The 22,417-nt window shown below is 67.1% G+C and carries 17 protein-coding genes, 2 tRNA genes and 1 riboswitch; of the genes, 4 read left to right on the forward strand and 15 right to left on the reverse strand.

The window, feature by feature from the left end:
- Positions 1-80 precede the first annotated feature (80 nt).
- Positions 81-2,105, forward strand: coding sequence for a GmrSD restriction endonuclease domain-containing protein (locus tag BLT68_RS06085; protein ID WP_050694280.1), 2,025 nt, complete (start codon positions 81-83; stop codon positions 2,103-2,105).
- Positions 2,106-3,449: 1,344 nt separating this feature from the next.
- Here BLT68_RS06085 and BLT68_RS06090 read toward each other — a convergent pair.
- From BLT68_RS06090 to BLT68_RS06110, 5 genes are all read right to left on the reverse strand, one after another.
- Positions 3,450-3,522 (reverse strand) — tRNA-Ala (locus tag BLT68_RS06090).
- 188 nt (positions 3,523-3,710) lie between these two features.
- Complete coding sequence (locus BLT68_RS06095; protein WP_074633267.1) at positions 3,711-4,715, reverse strand: hypothetical protein; 1,005 nt, start codon at positions 4,713-4,715, stop codon at positions 3,711-3,713.
- 241 nt (positions 4,716-4,956) lie between these two features.
- Positions 4,957-5,670 (reverse strand): GNAT family N-acetyltransferase, encoded by a 714-nt coding sequence (locus BLT68_RS06100; protein ID WP_408641282.1) that lies wholly within the window; start codon positions 5,668-5,670, stop codon positions 4,957-4,959.
- Positions 5,652-6,878 (reverse strand): molybdopterin molybdotransferase MoeA, encoded by a 1,227-nt coding sequence (locus BLT68_RS06105; protein WP_074633268.1) that lies wholly within the window; start codon positions 6,876-6,878, stop codon positions 5,652-5,654. Before BLT68_RS06105 ends, BLT68_RS06100 begins: the two co-directional genes overlap by 19 nt.
- Positions 6,879-6,882: 4 nt before the next feature.
- The gene (locus BLT68_RS06110) at positions 6,883-7,806 is read right to left on the reverse strand and encodes a UTP--glucose-1-phosphate uridylyltransferase (protein ID WP_173546177.1); all 924 of its coding nucleotides are present in this window, start codon (positions 7,804-7,806) and stop codon (positions 6,883-6,885) included.
- Between the two features lie 40 nt (positions 7,807-7,846).
- On the opposite strand from BLT68_RS06110, the gene BLT68_RS06115 reads away from it, so the two are divergent.
- Together BLT68_RS06115 and mscL are read left to right on the forward strand one after the other, a co-directional pair.
- Entirely contained in the window at positions 7,847-8,482 is a 636-nt protein-coding gene (locus tag BLT68_RS06115) for a 5-formyltetrahydrofolate cyclo-ligase (protein ID WP_050694276.1), read from the forward strand.
- Between the two features lie 301 nt (positions 8,483-8,783).
- Positions 8,784-9,191 carry a large conductance mechanosensitive channel protein MscL gene (mscL, locus tag BLT68_RS06120; protein WP_050694275.1) on the forward strand — a complete coding sequence of 136 codons (408 nt, stop codon included), beginning with the start codon at positions 8,784-8,786 and terminating at the stop codon, positions 9,189-9,191.
- A 77-nt stretch (positions 9,192-9,268) separates the two neighbouring features.
- Here the strand turns inward: mscL and BLT68_RS06125 are convergent, their stop codons facing one another.
- The 6 genes from BLT68_RS06125 to BLT68_RS06150 all read right to left on the reverse strand — a co-directional run bounded on the left by BLT68_RS06125 (position 9,269) and on the right by BLT68_RS06150 (position 16,895).
- A complete protein-coding gene (locus BLT68_RS06125) occupies positions 9,269-9,490 on the reverse strand; it encodes a hypothetical protein (protein WP_050694274.1) in 222 nt (73 codons plus the stop codon).
- Complete coding sequence (locus BLT68_RS06130; protein ID WP_074633270.1) at positions 9,483-13,664, reverse strand: prevent-host-death family protein; 4,182 nt, start codon at positions 13,662-13,664, stop codon at positions 9,483-9,485. Before BLT68_RS06130 ends, BLT68_RS06125 begins: the two co-directional genes overlap by 8 nt.
- Positions 13,665-13,793: 129 nt before the next feature.
- Positions 13,794-13,866: transfer RNA gene (locus BLT68_RS06135), tRNA-Arg, on the reverse strand.
- Positions 13,867-14,015: 149 nt separating this feature from the next.
- Positions 14,016-14,948 (reverse strand): universal stress protein, encoded by a 933-nt coding sequence (locus BLT68_RS06140; RefSeq protein ID WP_074633271.1) that lies wholly within the window; start codon positions 14,946-14,948, stop codon positions 14,016-14,018.
- A 135-nt stretch (positions 14,949-15,083) separates the two neighbouring features.
- Positions 15,084-15,824, reverse strand: a complete 741-nt coding sequence (locus tag BLT68_RS06145) for a C40 family peptidase (RefSeq protein WP_321171111.1) — start codon at positions 15,822-15,824, stop codon at positions 15,084-15,086.
- A gap of 2 nt (positions 15,825-15,826) precedes the next feature.
- A riboswitch (cyclic di-AMP (ydaO/yuaA leader) is annotated at positions 15,827-15,962 on the reverse strand.
- A 255-nt stretch (positions 15,963-16,217) separates the two neighbouring features.
- Entirely contained in the window at positions 16,218-16,895 is a 678-nt protein-coding gene (locus BLT68_RS06150; RefSeq protein WP_050695703.1) for a metal-dependent transcriptional regulator, read from the reverse strand.
- Between the two features lie 174 nt (positions 16,896-17,069).
- Between BLT68_RS06150 and BLT68_RS06155 the strand changes: the two genes are divergently transcribed.
- Entirely contained in the window at positions 17,070-18,194 is a 1,125-nt protein-coding gene (locus tag BLT68_RS06155) for a phosphoserine transaminase (RefSeq protein ID WP_074633273.1), read from the forward strand.
- A gap of 21 nt (positions 18,195-18,215) precedes the next feature.
- On the opposite strand, the gene BLT68_RS06160 is transcribed toward BLT68_RS06155, so the two are convergent.
- The 4 genes from BLT68_RS06160 to BLT68_RS06175 form a co-directional block, all read right to left on the reverse strand.
- Entirely contained in the window at positions 18,216-19,505 is a 1,290-nt protein-coding gene (locus tag BLT68_RS06160; RefSeq protein WP_050694269.1) for an MFS transporter, read from the reverse strand.
- Between the two features lie 134 nt (positions 19,506-19,639).
- Positions 19,640-21,091 carry an NCS2 family permease gene (locus tag BLT68_RS06165; protein WP_074633274.1) on the reverse strand — a complete coding sequence of 484 codons (1,452 nt, stop codon included), beginning with the start codon at positions 21,089-21,091 and terminating at the stop codon, positions 19,640-19,642.
- A 121-nt stretch (positions 21,092-21,212) separates the two neighbouring features.
- Positions 21,213-22,025 carry a DUF3027 domain-containing protein gene (locus tag BLT68_RS06170; RefSeq protein WP_074633276.1) on the reverse strand — a complete coding sequence of 271 codons (813 nt, stop codon included), beginning with the start codon at positions 22,023-22,025 and terminating at the stop codon, positions 21,213-21,215.
- Positions 22,018-22,395 (reverse strand): cold-shock protein, encoded by a 378-nt coding sequence (locus BLT68_RS06175; RefSeq protein ID WP_074633277.1) that lies wholly within the window; start codon positions 22,393-22,395, stop codon positions 22,018-22,020. The genes BLT68_RS06170 and BLT68_RS06175 overlap by 8 nt, the downstream gene beginning before the upstream one ends.
- Positions 22,396-22,417: the final 22 nt, after the last annotated feature.

A 22,417-nucleotide genomic window follows, 5' to 3' on the forward strand; every position in this document is an offset into this window, starting at 1 on the left:
CCTTTAGACACGTGCAGTGAGAAGACCGTTATACTTTCTCATGAAGTACTTTCTGCCATTATTCAGGATGTAGGCGCTCCATGACCCTTTCGACGACACAGAAGTCCATCGGCCAGCTGCTGACGGGCGATCGGCAGTACCAGATCCCCGACTTCCAGCGCCCCTACGTGTGGGAGGAACAGCAGGCGATCACGCTGGTCAGCGATCTGCTCGACGCGTGGCGCACGGACGACGGCGACTACTTCCTGGGATCCATCGTGCTCGTGCAGCGCCCAGACAGCGACGACGTTGACATCATCGACGGCCAGCAGCGCCTCACCACCCTGTGCATCCTTGTCGCTTTACTGCGCCACCTCACGACGGACAGCCGCCTACGAGACGAGCTCGGCGAGCTCCTACGCATTCCCCAATCGCGCATCAAGGGACTGGATGAACGGGCCCGACTGTCCGTGCGCGAATGCGACCGCGATGCCTTCGACACGTTCATCGTCGGCGATAACATCGACTCCCTGTTCGACATGGTCGTCGACTCCACCGCTGACGTCGACGGCAACTTCCCGATGCCTTCCTCCATTCGCCGGATCCACAACAACGCACGGGCAATGTTCGAGGCGCTGATTGACCCGGATACTCTGTCCCCCGGCGACGTCCAGAACTTCGTTCAATACCTCATCCTTAACGTCTCTCTCATCGAAGTCCTCACCGACTCCTACCAGTCTGCCCACCGTATTTTCTCGGTCCTCAACACGCGCGGCGTCCCCCTCTCGGCTGCCGACATTTTCAAGGCTCGCGTCCTGTCGCACGTCGATGCGAGTTCCCGCGCGCGCTACGCGCGCCTGTGGGAGGGGTGCATCACGTCGCTTGGCACCGAGAACCCCGACGCGTTCTTTGGCCACCTCCTGACCCTCACACTCCGCTCACCCGCAAAACGCGCCCTCATCGACGCCTTCGGCGAGGGGGTTCTCACCCCCTTTTTCGCCTCGAAGAGCGGCGAGGAGTTCATTGACGAGGTTCTGGCCCCCGCCGCCCGCGCCTACACGCTGGCTACCCTGGAACCGCTTGACGGTCACTGCGCTGCCACGGCCCTTGAGCTGCTGCGTCTCTATGACTCCTCCGACTGGAAGCCAGCGGCGATGAGCATCCTGACGGCGAATTTCGGCGACGAGGAGAAGGCCCGAAGGCTGAGCGCCCTCGAACGTGTCTACGGCACGGCCGTCGCCGCGCGCCTCACCCCGGGGCAGCGGTCCACTATCATCGCCAAGTTCCTGAGTGCATCGGAGAACAACAAGCCCATCGACGTCGCGGCTGCGGTCCCCGACGACATCCGCCGCCGAGCAGCAGCGACGATCGCCAGGCCGCTGCCACGGTCTTCTATCCGAAAGGTGCTGCTCTACCACGCGTTGGTCGCTGAGCACGGGACGTACCCTCGTCGGCTGCCACGCAGCCTGGGCGTCCTATCCGGCCTCCCCAACACGCACATTCGCGGCGTCGACGGAGCCATCGACCTGGACACGTGGGGCAAGCGCCTGGGAGGACTCGTCCTCTCTGTCAACAGATCGCGGACCATCAACCAGGCTCCTGACTGGGACACCGCATCGCGGGCATGTCGCGGTATCGCATTGCTCGACGGCCTCGCGGTTGCTTCGCTCCCCTCGCGCGGCGGCGAGATTCATGCCGCCGACCTTGAGCAGCGCCAGGCGCACATGACGCGACTGATCCTCAAATATTGGGACATTCGACGCGACACTGAAGGGATCGACCTGTCGCGCCTCACCCGGGCTGAACTCGACGCCGCCGTGGATAATCGCTCCGCGGCCCGCGGACGCCAGGTGCGGCTCGCGGACGTCGTGTCGACCGGCATCATCTCCCCCGGCGACACCTTCACGTGGCGGCGACGCAACCTCGGCAACGTGTACGTCATCACGATCTCGACGGAGGGCACCATCGTGCTTCCCGACGGCCAGGAGGTTTCCTCTCCCTCTGCCGCCGTCAGAGCCCTCACCGGCAACGGCAGCGCCGCCGCCCTCGACGTGTTCGTCCGAGAGTCCGACGGAAAGAAGATGCGCGACCTGTGGGGCACCTACCGCACCCACTTCGGGGCGTAGGGCGAGGCGGGCAGCCGCGAGGTTCGTATGCCAACAAGTGGCGGCGACGCTACCTACGCGGCACGGGCCTCGCCTCCACATCCGCCGACCTCAACGAGGCGGTGACAGCCCTGCACGCCTCGTTGACGCCTAGCCATTCACCTCCTTATCTATCCCGCGGCCCCGAGTTCGGAGCCGATGCCCCCCAGAGGCTCGAGAAGAGACTGAACACCCTGCACGAGGGCCGCTCCATCGCCCCCATCGCCCCATCGCCCGGCAGGAACGTTCCTCCACCCAACGCGATTCGTCCGCACGGCAATGTGGGTGCCCCTCTATTGAGCTTCCACGGCATCGCGGCCGGAGACACGAGCCGCGCGCCGTTAGCTCGGGCCTTGCCGAGTGAAACCCACATCGCCCCAGCATGACCTCCGGCGCAACCCGTACCGCCCAGCGGCACCCCACAGTCCGCCGCATGAAACCAACACCGCCCCTGCTTCGACGAATCGATCGAAAACGGGGTGTTGTCGGCCTGCCGGGGCGGTCGTAGTTTCAACTAGACCGCACAGACCTCACGCTGAGGCGTCAGCGGTTTCACAAGGGTACTCCGGCGATGCCCCGACCACTGCACTGGTTAAGGCAGCATTGCACCACCAAGTAGCTGGCACAATGCCGACCTAAGTAGTGCACGACCACGTAGGAACAAGCCGGAGCTCGGATATTTCGCAACTACCGCCGGGCAGCGCCCGGGTGGAAGCCGCGGTAAAGGCTACGGGCCCCTGTGCCCCTAGGCGTTCAAGGACGCGGTCGTGGCACGGTGGTCGGCAGCAAGGTCCGGCCGAGCCCCGAGGCCAAACATCATCCGGGGAGGTATCTGCGCGGCCTGCGGGGCATGACAGGGGTTGGACGCCCACACGCGACCAGGGTGGAGGCAGCCGCGGGACCTGCCGACTGCGGAACCTGGCTACGGTGCCCGTGGGCGGCGGCAGGGCCCGGCCGGGCTTCTAGCCGACGCGCCGAGCCGCAGGCTCGCAGCGTGGACGGCGAGCGGGCGGGCCGCCGCCCACGGGCACACAAGGCAGCCGGGCCAAGGCAACAGTCGGAAGCAGGAGTGCGCGCCAACGCACCTGGAAGCCACGCACGTCGTGACATAGGTGGGCAGACCCCGCAGCGGCTGGAAGCCAGGAGCACGGCAAACAGCCAGGCAAGCACGCAGCGAGGCTGCAGCCAGAGGCCGCGCGGGCAGGCCACACGAAGACAGAAGTTCAAGCGGCGCAGCAATACGGAAACCGAGGATCAGGTGACACAGCGGCATGGCGCACGCGGGCAACAAAAATCGGCACCCGCGACGCGGATACCGACCTACGGTGGAGCTAGGGGGATTCGAACCCCCGACCTTCTCATTGCGAACGAGACGCGCTACCAGCTGCGCCATAGCCCCAAGGACGGCTATAGCTTAGCATTGTCATTTCTCATCACGCAAGCCGACTGCGTGGGCTGGCGCTCCGCAAAGAAGGCCGCGAAAGACAGCCACGAGAGCCCGCTTTGTCGCGACGGCTACCGTGGCAGCCGCGAAAGACAGCCGTGCCGCGGACCGGAAAGCCCGCGGCACGGCAGCAAAGGGGGCAGCTATTGGGCGCGCCTCGCGTCCAGGACGGCGTCGAGATCCAGGGCGACTGCTTGGTCGGCGACGACCTCGGCGGTGGAGCGGGCACCGGCCTGCGCGGTGAGGGCGATGGGGCGGGCGGGAACCACGGCGTCGATGCGAGGGATGCCGCGCAGGTCCGTGTCGGCGTGGACGATGCGTCCGCGGATGCGTTCTCGCGACGCGTAGGTGGGGGCCGGGATGGGTGCGACCGTCCAGGCGCGGGCGGGGGTGTCGGTAACCTCGACGACCTCGGGGACCTCAACGTTGAAGACGAGGGAGCGTGAGGTTCCCGTCTGGGGTTCACCGGTCGTCGCGCGTTCGCTGGAGGCGCGGGGGGTAGCCTCGCGCGCCTCGTCCTCGTGGGATTCGTGGGCGCCCTGGGGGCGGGTCTGAGCGCCCGGGGCGGCCGCGGAGCGCCCGCCTCTGCGCACGTCGCCGCGCAGCTTCGTCAGGAGCACCATTTCGTGTTCGGAGGCGCGCTGGGAGCGAACGGCCGCGACGCGGGACGCTCCCAGCGAGGCGGCGAGCGCGGCCGCGGGGATGCTGATCCACGCGGCAGACAACAGGGATGACGCGGCGATGACGATGCCAAGGGCGAGCGTTGCGAGCGCACAGATGCCGGAGATGACCATGCGGCGGCGGCCCGCGGCGCTCTCGGCCGCCAGTCGGGCGGCGCGGCGCGCGCGGAGTTTCGCGATGTCTCGGATCGCCTGGTTGTTGCGGCGGTCAATGACGGGCCGGGTACGTCCCGCGGTGGTCTGGTGCATGCTCTCTCCGCTCATCATTGCGCGCCTGGCCAGGAGCGTTCCGCTGGCGTGGTCGCATGTGTCTAATTCTGGCTCATTCGCGCGAATGATGCGCAGCCTCGGGGAAAAACGGTCGATTTCGCGGGACTGGGCGATGGCTGAGCGACGCGCGACCAGCGACGGTACCGTCGCCAGGAGCGCGACGAATATCGCTGCGATGACGATTCCACCAATCTCCACCCTCCCAACGTACGGGCGTTTTCTTGATGGCGCTTTGTGCGACGGGCGCGTGTCGAATTCTCTTACCTATCGGTAAAACAAGAATCGTTAACAGTTGTCACACCTGAAACATATGCCTCATTCACACCACTGGGGGAAGGGCGTCTTCTCCCCTGTCTCGGCGATCGGATGCGTCGGGTGATCGGATGCGCCGGGCTGCTCCCCCGCCTCGGTGGCCTGTCACCCCGCGCCGACGACACCCCTACTCGATGGCTGGGCTTCCCCAGCGCCGCTGGACGAGTCCCCCCTCGGGCAGGGTTTCGGCGTCGATAAAAAAGGCAATGTGGTCGGCCCACTGGCCGCAGATATGCATGTAGCGGGGACGCAGCCCCTCCTCCACGAGGCCCAGGCCCCGACACAGACCGAGCGAACGCTCGTTTTCCGGGCGCACACACACCTCGACGCGATGTAGGCCGAGCTCGCCGACGACGAGGTCGAGGATGAGGGCCGTGACCAGGGTACCCAGGCCCCGCCCGGACCAATCGCTGAGGATCCAGTAGCCGAGCATCCCGGAGGACATGGCGCCCCAGTGGACGTTGGAAAGCGAGAATTGGCCAACGTAGCTGCCATCGACCTGGACCCCGAAGACGAGCCCGGTCCCGTCGCGCTGGTTACAGTCGGCGCGGCGCACGTACTGAGAGAACGTGGGTATGTGCTCCAGCGTGTCGGGGGGCAAGGTCGCCTCCCAGGGGCGCAGCCAGTGACCGTCGGCGCGGCGCACCGCGTCGAGCGCGCGGTGTTCCTGCCCGCGCACGGGGCGGACCACGAGTTCACGCGGGTGGGGGTTGGAATCCGGTCCGCAGCGCAGGAAGCCGCGACCAACGGGGTCCGCCACACGCAGCGTGAGCACCTCGACGTCACGCCCCCACACGCGAGCGCGGCGGGAGAAGAAACCCCTCATTCGAGAACCAGGCATTGGAGGTGGTCTCCGGCCCGAACCGTGGTGACGTCTTCAGGCACGACGGCCAGGGCGTTGGAATCCGCGAGCGCGGACAGCAGCAGCGACGCGGGCGTTCCCATGACGGCGGCGCGATAACCGGAGCGCGGGTCGCCGGTCAGGCGCACGCGGACGAATTCGCGGCGTCCGCGCGGGGAGTACCATGAGCGATCGACTCCGGCGCGCACGACGGGGCGGTTGACGGCGGCCCACCCCTGCATGTGTCGCAGGGCGGGACGCACGAAGACCTCGAAGCACACCTGGGCGGACACGGGGTCGCCAGGCAGGCAGACGATGGGGGTGCCGGGGCGGTCCTCGTCTCCGCCGACGGTGCCAACCCCCATGACATGGCCGGGCCAGGCGGCGACGTTATCGAAACGGACGGTGCCCAGGGCTCCCAGGACCTCGCGGACGGTGTCGCCGCTACCATAGGAGATGCCGCCCGTCGTCAGAACCAGGTCGGCACGCACCAGCTGGTCCTCGATGGTTTCGCGCAGGCGCGCGCGCTCGTCGGGGACGGCGGCGACGCGGAAGGTTTGCGCTCCGGCGTCGGCGACGGCCGTGGCCAGGGCGTGCCCGTTCGCGTCGAAGACGGTGCCGGGGCGCGCCTCGCCCCCGGGTTCAACGATCTCATCACCGATGGAGATGATGACGACGCGCGGGCGCGGGTGAACCAGGACACGGTCGCGCCCCACCCCGGCCAGGAGTGCCATCTGGCGCGCCCCGATACGGGTTCCGGTGCGCAGCACGGTCTTCCCCTGAGCAACGTCCTCCGCGCACCGACGGATGTTCTCGCCGCTGGCGGGGCTGGTGCGCAACGCGACCTGGGCGACGCCGTGGTCCGTGAACTCGAGGGAGACCACGGCCTCGGCGCCGGTGGGCAGTGGCGCGCCCGACGCGATGCGGATCGCCGTGCCCGGCACCAGCGCGGCCGGGTCGACGGCACCGGCACGGATCTCCTCTGTGACGGGAAGCGTCACCGGATTCTCCAGGGCGGCCCCCTCGCAGTCCCGAACGCGAACGGCATATCCGTCGCACGCCGCCAGGTCGGCGACGGGGAGATTGAAGGGGGCCTTAACGTCCTCCGCCAGCACACAGCTCACCGCGTCCGCGAGCCTGACATCGAGCGGCGGGAGGGCATGGGCGGTGGCCATGCAGTCCTGGTAGAAGTCGGCAACGCTACGCATGGTGTTAGTCCTCAAGCTTGGAGCGCAGGAACTCCTTGAGTTCCGCTCCAAGCGCCGGATCCTCAAGGGCGAGCGTGACGTTTGCTTCGAGGTATCCCAGTTTGTCCCCGGTGTCGAAGCGTCGCTCGTCAATGACTACACCGTACAACCCTCCACCCTCTTCTTCGGGGAGGTCGATCATGCGCGCGTACCCGTCTGTGAGCTGATACTCACCCCCGGCGCCCGGTTCGATGTTTTCGAGGGCCGTGAACACGGCGGGGTCCAGCAGGTAGCGTCCGACGACCGCGTACTCGGACTTAACCTCTTCAAGCGGGGGCTTCTCGGTGACGTCGGTGATGCGCATGAGCTGTCCCTCTTCGAGGTCGACGCCCTCGGGGATCGGCAGCGCCTCGACCGCGGTGGACGCGTAGGCGGTGGCCTGCTCGGGGGTCACCTTGAGGAGGGCGACGACGGTGCCGCCCAGGGCGCCTCGCACCTGGATCATCTTGCGCAGCAGCTGCGACCCCGGCTCCATGAGGTCGTCGGGCAGCAGGACGGCGCAGGGGGCGTCGCCGACGTGCGACTTAGCCTGTAGGATCGCGTGTCCCAGACCCAGGGGGTGTCCCTGGCGCACCGAGTGGACCCGCGCGTACTTCTTGTATTCGTTGACGTATTCGAGGGCTTTGTCCTTGCCGGCCTTCTCCAGATCGGCCTCGAGGCCAGGTTCGGCATCGAAGTAGTCCTCAATCGACTGCTTTCCCGCTCGGGTCACGAAGAGGATGTCCTCGATACCGGCATCCGTGGCCTCGCGAACGATGTATTCGATCGAGGGGCGGTCGACGACGGGCAACATTTCCTTGGGCACCGACTTCGTGATGGGCAGGAAGCGGGTTCCGCGACCGGCCGAGGGAACGACGGCATGCACTACTGACTGATATTTATCTGACATACTGCACAGCGTAGCGAATAAACGGCACGAAAGGGAGACGATGGCCACAAAATCATCCCTGCGAGCGCAGGCGCGCGGCCACAGGAGGGAACGCCGCAGAGGCGCCAACCCAAGCGTTTCCACCATTCTCTCCTCCCGCCCCATTCCCACGTACGACCTGGCTGAAGCGGAAGGACTGGCGCGCCAGGTCGCCACCTTGGCCCGGTCAATGGGAGGGGTCGCCCTGCCAGCACTCTTCGCGTCCACCCCCTTCGAGCCGGACATGTCCCTCGTGCTCGACCTGTTCCCCCGCGCCCTGCTGCCCGTTCTCGTGGACCGGGCCGGGGCCCCCCTGGGGAAACCCGGATGGGGACTGTGGGAGGAGGGCCATAAGCTGGTGACACGCGGGCACCGCCCCGCTCAACCGGACGGACCGGCGCTGCCGCCGGAGGCGATACGGGACGCAGACCTCATCATTATTCCCGCCCTGGCCGCATCCCCCCTGGGCGAGCGCCTGGGACAGGGAGGCGGCTGGTATGACCGCGCCCTTGTCCACCGCTCCCCCTCGGCGCCGATCGTCGCGATCGTCTTCGACGACGAGGTAGCGCAGCCCGGGACGATTCCCGTCGAACCACACGACGTGCCAATCGACGCAATCATCACCCCGACGCGCACGATTCACGCGTCGCCACGATAGCTCGCGCTTTACGCCCCGCCTTGCCGAGGATGACAGAGCCGCGCTTGTCACCGTTTGTCGCCAAAATCTCACAACGGACTTTTCCGCCAAAAGCCGCGAATATCTGACCGAGTTATAAAAAAACTGCGACGAACATTACCCTCCGCCCTCTGTATTCGTAGCGAAAGTCCTCCTAGTGTTTTCCACTGTAAAGGGCGCCCACCCGGCGCACGCTCCCAGGCGGCTCCCGCCCGCCACGTCGGCTACAGGTCGACGCTCAAACTTGTCGGCTCACGCCGACCCCCTCAACACAGGAGAACCCATGATTAAGGGATTCAAGGAATTCATCTCTCGCGGCAACGTCGTCGAGCTCGCCGTCGGTGTCATCATCGGTGCCGCCTTCAAGAACATCGTCGACGCCCTGGTCGACGGCATCATCAACCCCCTCATCGCGGCCCTCATCGGCAAGCCCGATTTCTCGGACGCCTTCATCCTCACCCTGAACGGCACCGACGTCAAGTTCGGCGTCTTGATCACCGCGGTCATCAACTTCCTGCTCATGGCCATGGCGCTCTACCTGTGCATCATCATGCCGATGAACGCCCTGAACGAGCGCATGAAGAAGAAGAACGAAGAGGACGAGGCGGCCGCCGCCGAGAAGGTCAGCGACGAGGTTAAGCTGCTGACCGAGATTCGCGACGCCCTCGCTCAGGGCAGCGCGCGTCCCTGAGCCTGTTTCCTCCTCGACGGGCCAAGTGGGGTCGATGCTCGCGTGAGCATCGACCCCACCCCTTTTCTGCCTTGGCGCTACGCGCGCGGTAGAGAGTGCGGCGGCACGTTTTCCAGCAGCCGCGCGTCGTTGGCTCCGTCGCCCCGGTCGGGAGCGTCCGCCATGGACCCGGGACGTGTGTCCTCCGGGCGCACGCGATCCTCCCACGACGGGGGCAGCCCCTCGTCCATGAGGCGGCGGTCCACGTCCGACACGAAGCGCGCGACACGGCGCCGCCTGCGCGGCGCGGCCTCACTCATCGAAGGCCTCCGAAGCGGAGTCAGCCTCATCCCCGTCCGCGTCGCCCGCCTTGGTGCGGCGCACAACATTGCCCAAAACGGCGTCCGACTGGAAGCCTCGGCGCGTAATACCCAACGCCTCGCGGAGCTCCTCCGCCATCTCCACATCCGTGCGCTCGACACCGTCCGATCGGACCCACGCCGCCATCTCATCCAGCTGATCATCCGAATAGGCCGCGAGCGGCAGCCCCTTGGCGATCGCCGGACGAGGCCCGCGAGCCTTCTCAGACGCGCTCTCCTTACGCTTGATGGCCAGCAGCATGCCGGTCGTATCCTCGTCCACCTTGCGGCGGCGCTGGGATTCCTCGTCCAGTTCCCCATCCAGCCCCTGGTCCAGCATGGGCAGGCGCGGCGCGGCCGGAGTATCGACGGCGTCCGTGTCGTCCTGCGGCGAGGACGATTGCGCCTCGTCCTCGACGTGCTCATCCGCCGACTCGTCCTCGACCACCCGCTCCGGGATCTCCACCGCGGGAGCCTCGTCGGGTGAACGAAGCCCCTCAAGCGCATCGAGCACGGCATCCACGATCAGGGACGCTTCCTTGTCCGGGTCGATGAACAGAGCCATCGACAGGGCCGTGTACACGGACCATCCCTGCGCCTCGAGCCAACGGGGACGGGCCCGGTCACGCACGCGCTGGCTGGGTTCTGACAGGTATTCCTCGTCGTCCGTGAGCACTGCAACCAGCAATCGCCCCGGCGAATCCGGGTGTCCGATAGCGAGCGGCACGCGCATACCGCCGGGGATCCCGACATTGGCGACGACTTCCAGGCCGCGCGAATACAGGTGGTCGGCCAGATCCACCAGCAACCGGTCCGGCTCACCGGCCAGGACCGGCCAGGCGTCCATGCCCTCGCCGGCGTGCCCCTCGGCGATCTCGATCAGGTCCACCAGCATGCGAGATCCCTCGTGGCTCAGGCGCTCACGGTCGATGTCCGCGCTGTGGAGCGCGGACACGAGCGTCAGGTCGCCGCGCACGACGCGCAGCACCCCGGCGAGGACGTCCGCCCCGTCCTCCGCGGACAAAACGCCAAAGTCGTGGATCACGCGCCCGTGAGGGGTCTTCGCGAAGCCGACCGAGAGAATTAGGGACTCGCGCGTCAGCCCGGCGACACCGTCGGTGCTCACGACGGTGAAGGGCTCCGGGGTTGCGCGATCAAAGAACGAGGCCAGGCCAGGTTCTCGCGATCGAACGGTGTCCAGGGCATCGCGAATGCGTTGCGCGTGCCGCTCGGACAGCGCCACGACGGCCAGGGAACGCTCCGGCGACTCCACCGCGTGTTCGATGACCGCATCGACAACGGCGCGCACCTCGGCGGACGTCGATTCGACGGCGCGAGCACCGGGGGCGGGCATGCCGGTCGCCTCGATCCAGCGGGCGCTCACGGGGGCGTTCGCGGCTGTCCACGGCACGGGAATCCCCGCGTGCTCGTACCCGTAGCGGGCGAGCAGCAGCGCCACCTGATCGTTCAGGCGACGCGGACCGGGGTCGACGCGCAGGACGGGCAAAACGCCGGCCAGCTCGCGCGCCGCACCCCCCTCCGATGCGGCGGCCAGGTCATCGATAACGACCAGCTGATGACCGCGCGCGATGATGGGAGCCAGCTCCGCCAGCGGCAGTTTATCGGCCCCGTCCAACACAACCATGTCCACGGTGCGACCCGTCGGCGTCAGCATCGGCACCATCGCGGGCACCGTCATGAGCACGGGCAGCAGGTGGCGCACCAGCGGGAAGGACACCAGCAGTTCCAGATCGCTGGGGGGCGTGCCCTTTGCCAGGAGGTTCCGCAGTTCCTCGTACTGGTCGGGGCGTGCGGCGAGCGCGTTCGTACGGATCCTGCGCACTCCCGTGATCGCCTGCGGAATCAGGGAGGCCACCTGGGCCTCGTCGAGCTCGCGCCCCTCGCGCGCCAGCTCCTCGAGCGAGGCGGGATCCACCCCTCCCAGCGCGGGCTGGGCGGCCAGCATGACGCGCAGCAGCGACGCCCACCACGCGAGGTCGAGTTCGTTGTTGACCGCGCCGCCCGGCACGCGCCGGTCGGCCAGGTCCTGGGCCAGCTCGTCCAAACCGTGCTCAGCGAGCCGCGCGCGCATCGCCAGGCGAGCGGGAACCTCGCGCGCGCCCGTAATGTCCCCCGACCACCGCTCAACGAGGGTCGTCAACCGTTGCAGGTGCGTGCCCACCAGATCCGGTTCCTCAAAGACAAACACGGGGGCGATCACGTCGAGATCGTCGCGCACCGCATCGGTCAACGCTAAAATCTCGCCGAGATGAGCGGGCAGGATCGGCCACGAATCTTCGCCGCAGACCGCGCACCACGCGTCGCGACGCTCCTGGACGCGGACGAGTGCACGGTGCAGATCAGGCACGTGCACCCCCGGACGCACCAGGTCCTGGGCCTGCTTGACCAGACGCGTCCGCTCGGAGCGCGCCAGCGAAATGCCGTGCTCTTTGCGCCACTGCTTGGGTGCCGTCGCGATCACCATGTCAGCCGCGCTGCGCTCGAATACGCGAGGCAGGAACACGTCGAGGAGGTCCGCGATGCCGTCAAACATCGACAGCTGACGCTCCCACTGCGCCAGGGTACCGGCCGGCTTGATGCCGGCCTCGCCGGCGACCGACGCGATGTGGACGCACAGCTCGGGCAGCGTCTTTGACAGGCGATCAACCCGATGCAGCACGTCGCTCGCCTGTTCGTCTGAGGACAGGGCGGCATCCGCCCACGCGGAGGCACCGGCCCTGTCCAGCAGGCCGGACTCCAGGGCTTCACGCAGCAGGGCGCGGGCGCTCTCGCCCTGGTCGAGGGCGATGTCGTAGAGGGTCTGCTCGCGAAGATGCACGCGCGTAGCTGGAATGCCCTCGCCGCTGGTCAGATCCGTCAGTGCGCGCAGAGCGTCCGCGGCGCACACGCCGAAGCGACCATAGGGTTCGTGCAGCGCCTGCGCGTACGAGGCCAAGGAGCTGCGCACCTGGCGCAGGCGCGCACGCATCGCATCCACGCTCTCTTGCGAGGCGACGGGCGACATGTCCTCCATTGCGTCCTTCGCGCGAGCGGCCAGGACGCGTCGCGCGTCCGAATACCCGTCGATATTCGCGACGATATCGGCCAGCCCCATCTCGTCCAGCCGCGAATATGCGGCGATTGAACGGGAAGGGGACGTCGACACGTGCAGGACGGAGCGCCCGGTGGCCGCTGCTTCCGTCAGGATCGCCGCCACGACGGAGGCGTCGTCGCTGTGCACCGGGATGTCCACGAAGACGCTGCGCCCATCGGAGGCGGCCTCCACCGCGTCCTGCTGGGAGGGGAGCAGGTCGCCCACGCCCTTTTCCGCCCACGGGTCGCGGTCGCCAGGATCGGGTTCGGGAGCGTCGGCCATCAGATCGTGACGCGCGTCCTGGTCGCCCGCGAGCGCGCGGATGACCGCCGAGTCCTCCAAGGCGGTCGCATCATCGCCGAGGCTGGCAGCCAACGGAGCAGCCGGGTGGCAAAGCAGCCCGATCATCAATTCGTCGCGGATCTGGAAACGCGGGATCGCGGCGCCCACCTGGCGCAGGACGTCCATCGCCTGCGACGAGGAGAAGCCGTGTTCCCCGATGGCCTGGGTGAGGACGTCCTCGCCGCCGATGTCCACCCCGTGCTCCCGCAGGGATTCGGTCAGTTCGGGGGCCAGCAGCGCCCCGCGGCCAAGGGCGACGAGTACGTCGTCGTCCCTGCGCACGAGGCGGACGGGACGCAGCAGGGCAGGCACGGTGACGGTGGTATTGCCGCTGCGCCAGGAAGCGGTTCCGATTCCCAGGTGGATGGGACCCGTTCCGTGGGTGGCCGCACGCTGGGAGGCGCGGGCGATGATGGCGCGCGCTCGATCGAGGGCGCGCCCCAGGGCGATGGGCTCGCGGATCAGCAGGCTCAGGCGTACGGGGTGCTCCGTGTACAGTTGAGCGAGGCCTCCGGGGTGCGCGCCGGACAGCGACAGCGTCGGCAGGGAAGCGCTGTCGCGGGCGATGTCCTGGCCGAGACGGGTGCCCCACGCGGCACGCGCCTGACCGACGAGGGTGGTCGGGTGCGTCGACGTGGACGAGGCCGGGGTGGCCTCGGGCTGAGGGGCTGGACGGCGCGAAAAGATACTAGAAACCACGCTTCCACCCTACGGGAGGGTAACCCCATCCGCGGTGCGGCGCGCCCGAAGAGGGGAGACGACCGAAATGCTCACGGTGGCCGCGGGCGGCGACGCTGACCGGCGACGCGTTTAAAATCCCCGAATGTGTGCCCCCGAGACGATTCGAACGTCCGACACCCGCTTTAGGAGAGCGGTGCTCTATCCCCTGAGCTACGAGGGCGTGACAAGCTGTCCGCGCCCACTGTAGCAAAGTGTGCGCCCCGCCGCCCCCTCACCACCCGTCGGACACACCGCCTCCCGCGGGGTGGGAACGCCCGAAGGGCCAGGCCGGAGCCGCGCATTTAGCCCGCGCCCGATCACTGGCTGGACTCAGCGGCGTTCCCAGGGGGTATCCACCGTGGCCTGCGCCTCTCCCAGGTGCGCGGAGGGGACGACCATCACGGGGCACGTCGAGTGCCCGAGGACGGTCTGGGATGTCGAACCCAGGAGCACCCCGGCCAGTCCGCCGCGCCCACGCGTGCCGACGACCACCAGGTCGACGGCCGTCGAGAACTCGATGAGCAGCGAGGCCGCCGACCCGTCCAGGGCGTGCCGGGAGACGTGCATGTCGTCCCCATCCAAGGCGGCCTCAATGGCGGCATCCATGCCCTGGCGCACCTGGGCCAGCAGGGACGAGTGATCCACTCCCGTCGGCGTCCACGTCATGACGGAAGGGCCGACGGCGATGGGCACGGCCGACACTGCGGTGACCCTGGCCCCCCACAGGCGCGCCTCGTCGATGGAACGCCTGAGGGCACACGAGGGCTGATCGGTTCCGTCCACGCCGACGACAATGCGTTCGACCGGGGTGAACTTCTTTCCCGAGGTGTGGCGGGGAACCACCACGACCGGGCACTTGGAGTGGGCGGGCAGGGCAGAGGAGACGGTACCCAAAAGACGATCGGCGAACCCACCGCCCCCGCGGGATCCGACGACGATCATGTCGACCTCGGCCGAAAAATCGATGAGGACGCCGGCGGGATCGCCCGGCTCCGTTGACCCGGACACGTGCGCGGCACCACGCTCGCGCGCCAGTGTCTTCGCTTCCTCTACGACCTGTTCGGCGCCTGCCTTGAGGGCCTCGTCGTCGAGAACGGCGTATCCACCATCCAGGGCGGCCGCGGAATAGGAGGCCAGCGCGTACGTGCACAGGCAGTGAATACGCGTCCCTGTGCGCACGCCGCGATCAGCGGCCCAGGTCACGGCGGCTAGGCTCTCCGTCGAGCCATCGACACCGACCAGAATGACTTCGGTGGAACTCATGGTGTCCTCCTCGTGGTGGCAGTCACTCATTATTGTGCCGCATTTTGACGGTCGATGAAAGCCCAACCCGGGGGATACACAATTGTCGCCGCGACCCCATCGGGCCGCGGCGACAATTAGATGGCAAACTCTGGCTCAGTAGCGCACGTAGGTGGCGCCGGGACGCACCTGAGAAATCCTAGACACCTGGCCGGGAACCGTGGCCTCGACCATCTGGCCGCCACCGATGTAGATGCCGACGTGACCGGGGTAGGACACGATGTCACCAGGCTGCGGGTCAGAGACGACGGTGCCGCCGGCGGCCTGGGCGGACGAGGAGTGCGGCAGGTTAATGCCGGCAGCCGCGTACGCGTACTTCACCAGACCGGAGCAGTCGAGGCCCGCGAGGGACTCACCACCGTAGACGTAGGGGATGCCGGTCAGTCCCAGAGCGACGGCAGCGATGTTGCTGCCAGCCGCGTTCAGAGCGGCCCGACGGGCAGAGCTGTCGGATGCGCCGTCAGCGCGCGAGCCCGAGCGCGAGGCGGACGAATCGGAGGCGGACGTCGTGTCGGGGGCCGGAGGCTTGGGAGCCTCGGCGGTGGCCGACGAAGCGGCATCGTCTCCAGCGGTCCACGCAATGTCCGGAACATCAACGGTCGTCACGTTATCAACGGCGACGGTCGTGCTGCCTTGGCCCGAGCTCTGGGGCTCGGACTGGGGGGTCGCCGGAGCGGCGTGCGCGGCGCCAGCAGCGATAGCGGTCAGCGCGACACCTGCGGCCGACGCGAACGCGATCGGGCGGACGGCTCCTGCGGGGTTCATGCCCTCGACCATGGAATCGGTCAGCGGGCGACGTGCCATGCGGTGACGTGGAGCAGGCTTAGTAGTCTTCACTCATGTTCTCCCAGTTTCCCTACGAGGTTAGCTGTCGGGTTCGGGCGGGAGGCCCGGCTCGCGTGCGAGCTTCACCCCGAGGCTCCGAGGAGCCACTTATGGGTTCCCCGCGTGAGACGACACTTCCGCTTCATTCGTCGTCTCACTTCGGGCACCGAATGGGCGGGTGGTCTGATGACCGTTGTCCACTATACCCCGCACGACCGGTCAACGTCACGTTCCGATAACATCTCTCACATTCATCGTTACCATTCTGTGACATTATCCCCGTCATTATGCGCAAACCACTGCCCAAAACAACCGCGACATGCGTCCACTATCCGAGACGAAGCCGTGACCGGGCACGACGAAGGCCGGGATCCAACAGGGCCCCGGCCTGGTCACACGGCAATTTTATTCCTCGCGGACAAAAAGATGAGCCGCCAACGACATCGTGATCGTGAGGTACCCGCGCACCTCTCCCGACTCGCCCAACGCAGTAACCCGCACGACGTTGCCATGCGCGGACAAACCCACGCGAGCCCCCGGGCGCAGGCCGAGTTCATCGAAGGCGGTCAGCAATTCGACGTCGGCCTGAATCGGTTCGCCGATACGCACCAGCGTGAACTCCCCCACGTCGGGGGAACGCACTGCCAGCTCGGCGGAATACAGACGCTCACCGTCCCCCATCCCGGGCAGCGGATTGCCGTAGGGATCCACGCTGGGGTTGCCGAGCAGCTCGATCAGGCGCGCTTCAACGGCATCGCTCATCACGTGCTCCCACCGGCACGCCTCCTCGTGCAACTGTGTCCACCCGAGGCCCACGATATCCAGCAGCAGGCGCTCGGCCAAACGGTGCTTACGCAGCACCTCGGTCGCTCGCGAGCGCCCCATATCCGTCATCTCTAGGCGCCGATCCCCCATCACGTGCAGCAGGCCGTCACGCTCCATGCGCGCAACCGTCTGCGACACCGTCGGCCCCGAGTGCCCGAGGCGGTCGACGATGCGCGCACGCAGGGGCGTCACCCCATCCTCCTCGAGCTCGAGGATGGTCTTGAGGTACATCTCGGTGGTATCAATCAGGGCTGCCACGACGTCCTCCTTCATCGGCCATGTCGCAACCCCAGGATAGGGTGACCTTTCCTCGCGCGAGGAATATCGACGCAATTTGGCGGAAAAGTGCCCTCCGTTACGTCCGCTTGCGCACGATAATTCGATCAATGTGCGTGATGGAAATAGCGGGAGACAAAAAGATAGGGTGACACCATGGTGGTTTTTCCCGACATCCCCCGCTCCCTCCTGCCCGCCGACGGACGCTTCGGCTGCGGTCCCTCCAAAGTGCGGCAGGCCCAGGTTGAGGCACTCTCCCCCCTCCTCATGGGCACCTCTCACCGCGCGGAACCGGTGCGCCGAGTGATCGCGTCCCTCACCCTTGGCCTGCGTTCCCTCCTCAGCGTCCCGCAGGACTACGAGATCGTCGTGGGCAACGGCGGCGCCTCCGCCTTCTGGGACATCGCCTGCGCGTGCCTCATCCACTCCCGCGCGGCGCTCGGCTCGTGGGGAGCCTTCGGCGCGAAGTTCGCATCCGAGGTTGCACGCGCCCCGCACCTTCACGCGCCCCTCATCGACGAGGCTGCTTTCGGCTCGCTCACGACCGTGACCCCACGATCGCCGGAAGAGCGCGTGGACGCCTACGCATATCCGCACAACGAGACCTCCACGGGCGTTATCTCCCCCGTCTATCGCGTCGACGCCCCCGGCGCGCTGACCCTCGTGGACGCAACATCGATCGCGGGGGCGGCCGCCATCGACATCCGCCGGGTCGACGCCTACTACTTCTCCCTACAAAAAACCTTCGGAGCCGACGGAGGCCTGTGGGTCGCCGTCCTCTCCCCCGAGGCCATCGATCGCGCGCGGGGCCTCGAGTCCTGCCCCGGCGGCCGGTGGATCCCGCAGTTCCTCTCGCTCACCACCGCGATCGAAAACTCCCGTAAGGACCAGACCCTCAACACCCCGGCGCTGGCGACCATCGTCATGGCCGAACAGCAGGTCAGCTGGCTCAACTCCCAGGGCGGGGCGCCAGCCGTGAGCGCACGCTGCGCCCGGGCCTCATCCCTCATCTACCAGTGGGCCGATGACCACATGGCCGCCCACCCCTTCGTGACCGACCCACGGTGGCGCTCACCGGTGACGGCCACGATCGAGATCGATGCGGACGTGTCCGCGAGCGCGCTCGCACACCACCTTCGCGGCAGCGGAATCGTCGATATCGGCGCGTACCGGGGCGTCGGAGCAAACCAGCTGCGCATCGGCACGTGGCCCAGCGTGGACTACGCCGACGTCGAAGCGCTCCTGGAGTGCATCGACTATTGCCTGGAGCGCGTCATCTGAAGCGTTTGGGGGCTCCCGCCCTCAGATCGGATCCACGAAGCGACGCGGGGCATCCACCGAGGAATCGGCCTCCACGCCCACCCACGGAAAGGAGGGACGGCGCACGACGCGCGCCTTCCAGTGGATCGCCGCCCATGCCCCGCACAGGAGCGCGATGCTAAGGGATGCGATGCCGCCCACCAAGATCGACCAGCGGGCCCCCATGGCGCGTCCCACCCAGCCGATGAGAGGCGAACCGATGGGCGTGGCACCCAGAAAGACCAGCGAATACAGGGCCATGACGCGACCGCGTTTGTCCGGGTCGGTCCGCGTCTGTACCAGGGCGTTCGCACTGGTGTTCATGGTGAGCATCGCGAAGCCCGTGGGGATCGAGGCCAACGCGAACCACCAGTAGGAGGGGGACAACCCCAGGAGTATCTCGCACGCGCCGTAAAAGGCGGCCCCAAAGATGATCGTGCGCAACCTGGGGGCACGCCGCGCGGCGCCGGTGGCCCCCAGGATCGAGCCGACCGCCATGAACGACGAGAGGATGCCGAAGGAGCCGGCGGCCCTGCCGAACACCGTCGTGGCCATGAGGGCGCTGGTCATCTGAAAGTTCATGCCCAACGCGCTCACGACGAAGATGAGGGCCAGGATGATGCGAATGTCGGCGCGTCCCTGCACGTACGCCAACGACTCGCGCAGCTGGCCGCGGGCACGCGGCACGAGGGAACGGGGATAGAGCCGGTCTGTGCGCATGAGGGCCAGGGCGATGACGGGGGCCGCGAACATGCCCGCGTCGATGAGGAAGACCGGCCCCACGCCCCACCAATCGATGAACAGCCCGGCGGAGGCCGGACCGATCAGGCGAGCGGTATGGAAGGCGGTTGCGTTGAGCGCAACCGCGTTCGCCATTTTCTCGCGGGGAACCAGCTCCCCCACAAAGGCCTGACGCGCGGGCGTATCGACCGCGGAAATCGTGCCGGAGGCGAAAGCCAGCAGGTACTGGTGCCACAGCTCGCCGATTCCGGTCAGGACGACGACGCCGATGACCAGGGACACCAGGCCGATGCCAGCCTGCGTGAACTGCAGGAGCCGCCTGCCGGGGATTCGGTCTGCCAGCACGCCGGCGGAGGCGGAAAACAGGATGATCGGCAGAAATTGGAGGGCAGTGACGACACCGACTTGGGAAGAGTCGTGGTCGGTGAGAACGGTCAGCACGTACCAGTCCTGGGCGACACGCTGGAGCCACGTGCCGGTCGAGGCGACGAGGGTTGCGACGAACCAGTAGCGGTAGTTCACGTAGCGCAGTGATGCGAAGGTAGCCGACACGCCGTTCCTCCCCTCTGGGCCGACTCGCCGCCGACGCGCCCCGGGTGCGCTGACGCGCCCGGGCCGCGTCGGGTGTATCCCACCAGGATACGACTCTCCCGGTGGAAGGCGGCGGGCAGGTGGGGCGCGGCGAATCAGCCGACGCCCAGGAGACGCTGAATGGGCCCCAGCAGGAAGTAGACGACGAAGAGCCCGGACACCACCCACATGAGCGGGTGCACCTTGCGCGCCTGGCCCATCACCAACTGGATGAGCGCGTAGACCACGAAGCCGACGCCGATGCCGACGGATACCGAGTATCCGAAGGGCATGAGGGCGATCGTCATGAAAGACGGGATCGCGATCTCAGGCGCCTTCCAGTCGATGTCTGTCACCTGGGTCATCATGAGGAAACCGACGAAAACCAGGGCCGTGGACGCGGCCTCGGTCGGGACCAGCTCAACCAGGGGGGCCAGGAAGGTCGACAGCAGGAAGAGGAATCCCGTCACCACGGACGCCAGGCCGGTGCGAGCACCCTCGGCAACGCCCGAGGCGGACTCCACGTAGGAGGTGTTGGAAGAGACGCCGCCGACGCCGCCCGCCACGGCGGCAAGCGAGTCGATGATCAGGATCTGGCGGGTCTTCGGCGGGTTGCCCTCCTCATCCAGCAGCTGACCCTCGGCGCCGACGGCCACCATCGTGCCCATCGTGTCGAAAAAGTCGGCGAGCATCAAAGAGAAGACCAACAGGATCACGGAGACGACGCCGAGCTTGCTAAAGCCACCGAAGAGATCAACCTTGCCCAGCGTGTCGAACACCGGGATCGCGATCGGGGATCCCCTGAGCTCGGGGATGGTCTGTCCCCAACCCGTCGGATTGGTCTGTGAGATGCGATCAAGGTGGGTAGTCGCCTGGACGATGGCCGCCAGGACGGTCGCGGAGACGATCGAGATCAGCACCGCACCCTTCACGTGACGCACGTAGAGGACGAACATCAAAAAGAGCCCGAACACGAAAACCAGCGCCGGCCAGCCGTCGAGAGAACCCGAGATACCGAACTGCACGGGGGTCGCGCCCGTGCGGACGATGCCGGCGTTCACCAGGCCGATCAGGGCGACGAAGAGGCCCAGTCCCACCGTGATCGCGGTCTTGAGGGCGGAGGGGACGGCGCGGAAAACCGCCTCACGGAAGCCCGTGAGAACCAGCAGGAAGATGAGGATGCCTTCCCACGCGATGACCCCCATGGCCTCGCCGTAGCTCAGGCCGGAACTGAGCACCAGCGTGAAGGCGACAACCGCGTTCAGTCCGAGGCCCGCGGCGAGCGCCAGGGGATAGTTAGCGACGATGCCCATGAGAATCGTCATGGTGCCGGCAACGAGCGCGGTGCCGGCGGCGATGCCCTGGGGCGTGATGGAACCATCCTCGGGGACAGCGTTTCCCAGGATCGCCGGATTGACGACCAGGATGTACGCCATCGCAAAGAAGGTGACGATTCCGCCGCGGATCTCGCGTCCGATAGTTGAGCCGCGCCCGGAAATCTGGAAGAAGGAATCAAGTGACCGAATGAAGCCGCCGTGGGATGGGGCGGTCTTTTCTTGTGTGCTCACTGCTCAATCCTGCCTCGTTTGTCGGCCTGTGCGCAAACACACTCTCCAAGTTCTCACTTGTTGAGAAAGCATCCGGAATCCCCTCCCGGATGCTTTCCCCCGTTTCATCGCAAACGATACCTCAGTCCGCCCGCTTTTCCCGCCCGTCACCCCGCGCGTTATCGACTATTTTTTGCGGCATCGGTTCGGCATCGAGCACCCCTTCGTTCACGCGCGAGGGGCGCACGGGCCACGCCGTCGCGTTCTTGGGGACGTCGGTCTCCGAGTGCGAGCCGCAGGTGTGATCCAGTGAGACCACGGCACCGTCGTCGGTCGCCCACTCGTTCGCACAGACGCCAAACATGGTTCGCATATCGCCGCTCATCTTCATGAGAAACCCGCAGGTCGAACAGGTGTCGCGCGGACGGCGGCCCGACTTTGGTCCCCGCTCCGACCGGTACCAGCGCTGAGCAGCCTGGCTGCGTCCCTCGTGGGAGAGGACGCGCGGACGCCCGACACCCAGTTCGCGCACGATCGGCAGATCCGGGTCGATTCCCGTGTCCTCGTAGCTCTGTTCCAGGCGCACATCGTCGGCCACGTAGGGCAGGGTATCCTCGCGCGAAATGTCCGAGGGGCGCAGTCGCTCCTCCCACGGCACCCACTCGGGTGCCAAAAGGGCCCCCTCACGCGGGGTCATGTCGACCTCGCACACGGTGGCCACGCGGCCGCGAGGCACGCGCGCGATGGTCACCGCCCAGCACCAGCACACGTAACCGGCGTCCGTCGACGCGAAATAGTGCGTGGCCAGCCGATCCGACACCATCTTGAAACCGACGTGCTCGCCGACACGGCGCGGGTACGCCACGGCCTCGGCGCCCGCGCGGGCCACGTCGATGGCCGCCTCTAAGATGGCGTCCTTCTTCACTGCCCGGGTCCGGGTCTGAGTCTTAGGCATCAAATTCCTCTGCGACGGCGCGCAGCACCTTCGCGATCTTGGTTGCGTTGTCCGGGTACGACCCGCGACGCAGCGAGGCGCTGGAGGCGTCGAGGAGTTTAATCAGGTCCTCGACGACCGGCACCATCGCCTGCGGCTTGCGGCGCTTGGCTCGGGCAACGGAAGCTGTCTCCTTGAGGACGCGCACGCTCAAAGCCTGCGGTCCCTTGCGTCCGTCGGCCACCGAGTACTCCACGCGCGCACCCACTCGGGGGGTGGGGTGGTCGGTCGGCAGCGCGGACGAATGGAGGAAGACATCGGCCCCGTCGTCTCCCGCGATGAAGCCGAAACCGCGATCAGCGTCGAAGAACCTCACTTTACCTGTGGGCATGGTCCCTCCTCCTTTCGATTAG

Origin of the sequence: Schaalia meyeri (assembly GCF_900105015.1) — a bacterium.
GTDB classification, from domain to species: domain Bacteria; phylum Actinomycetota; class Actinomycetes; order Actinomycetales; family Actinomycetaceae; genus Pauljensenia; species Pauljensenia meyeri.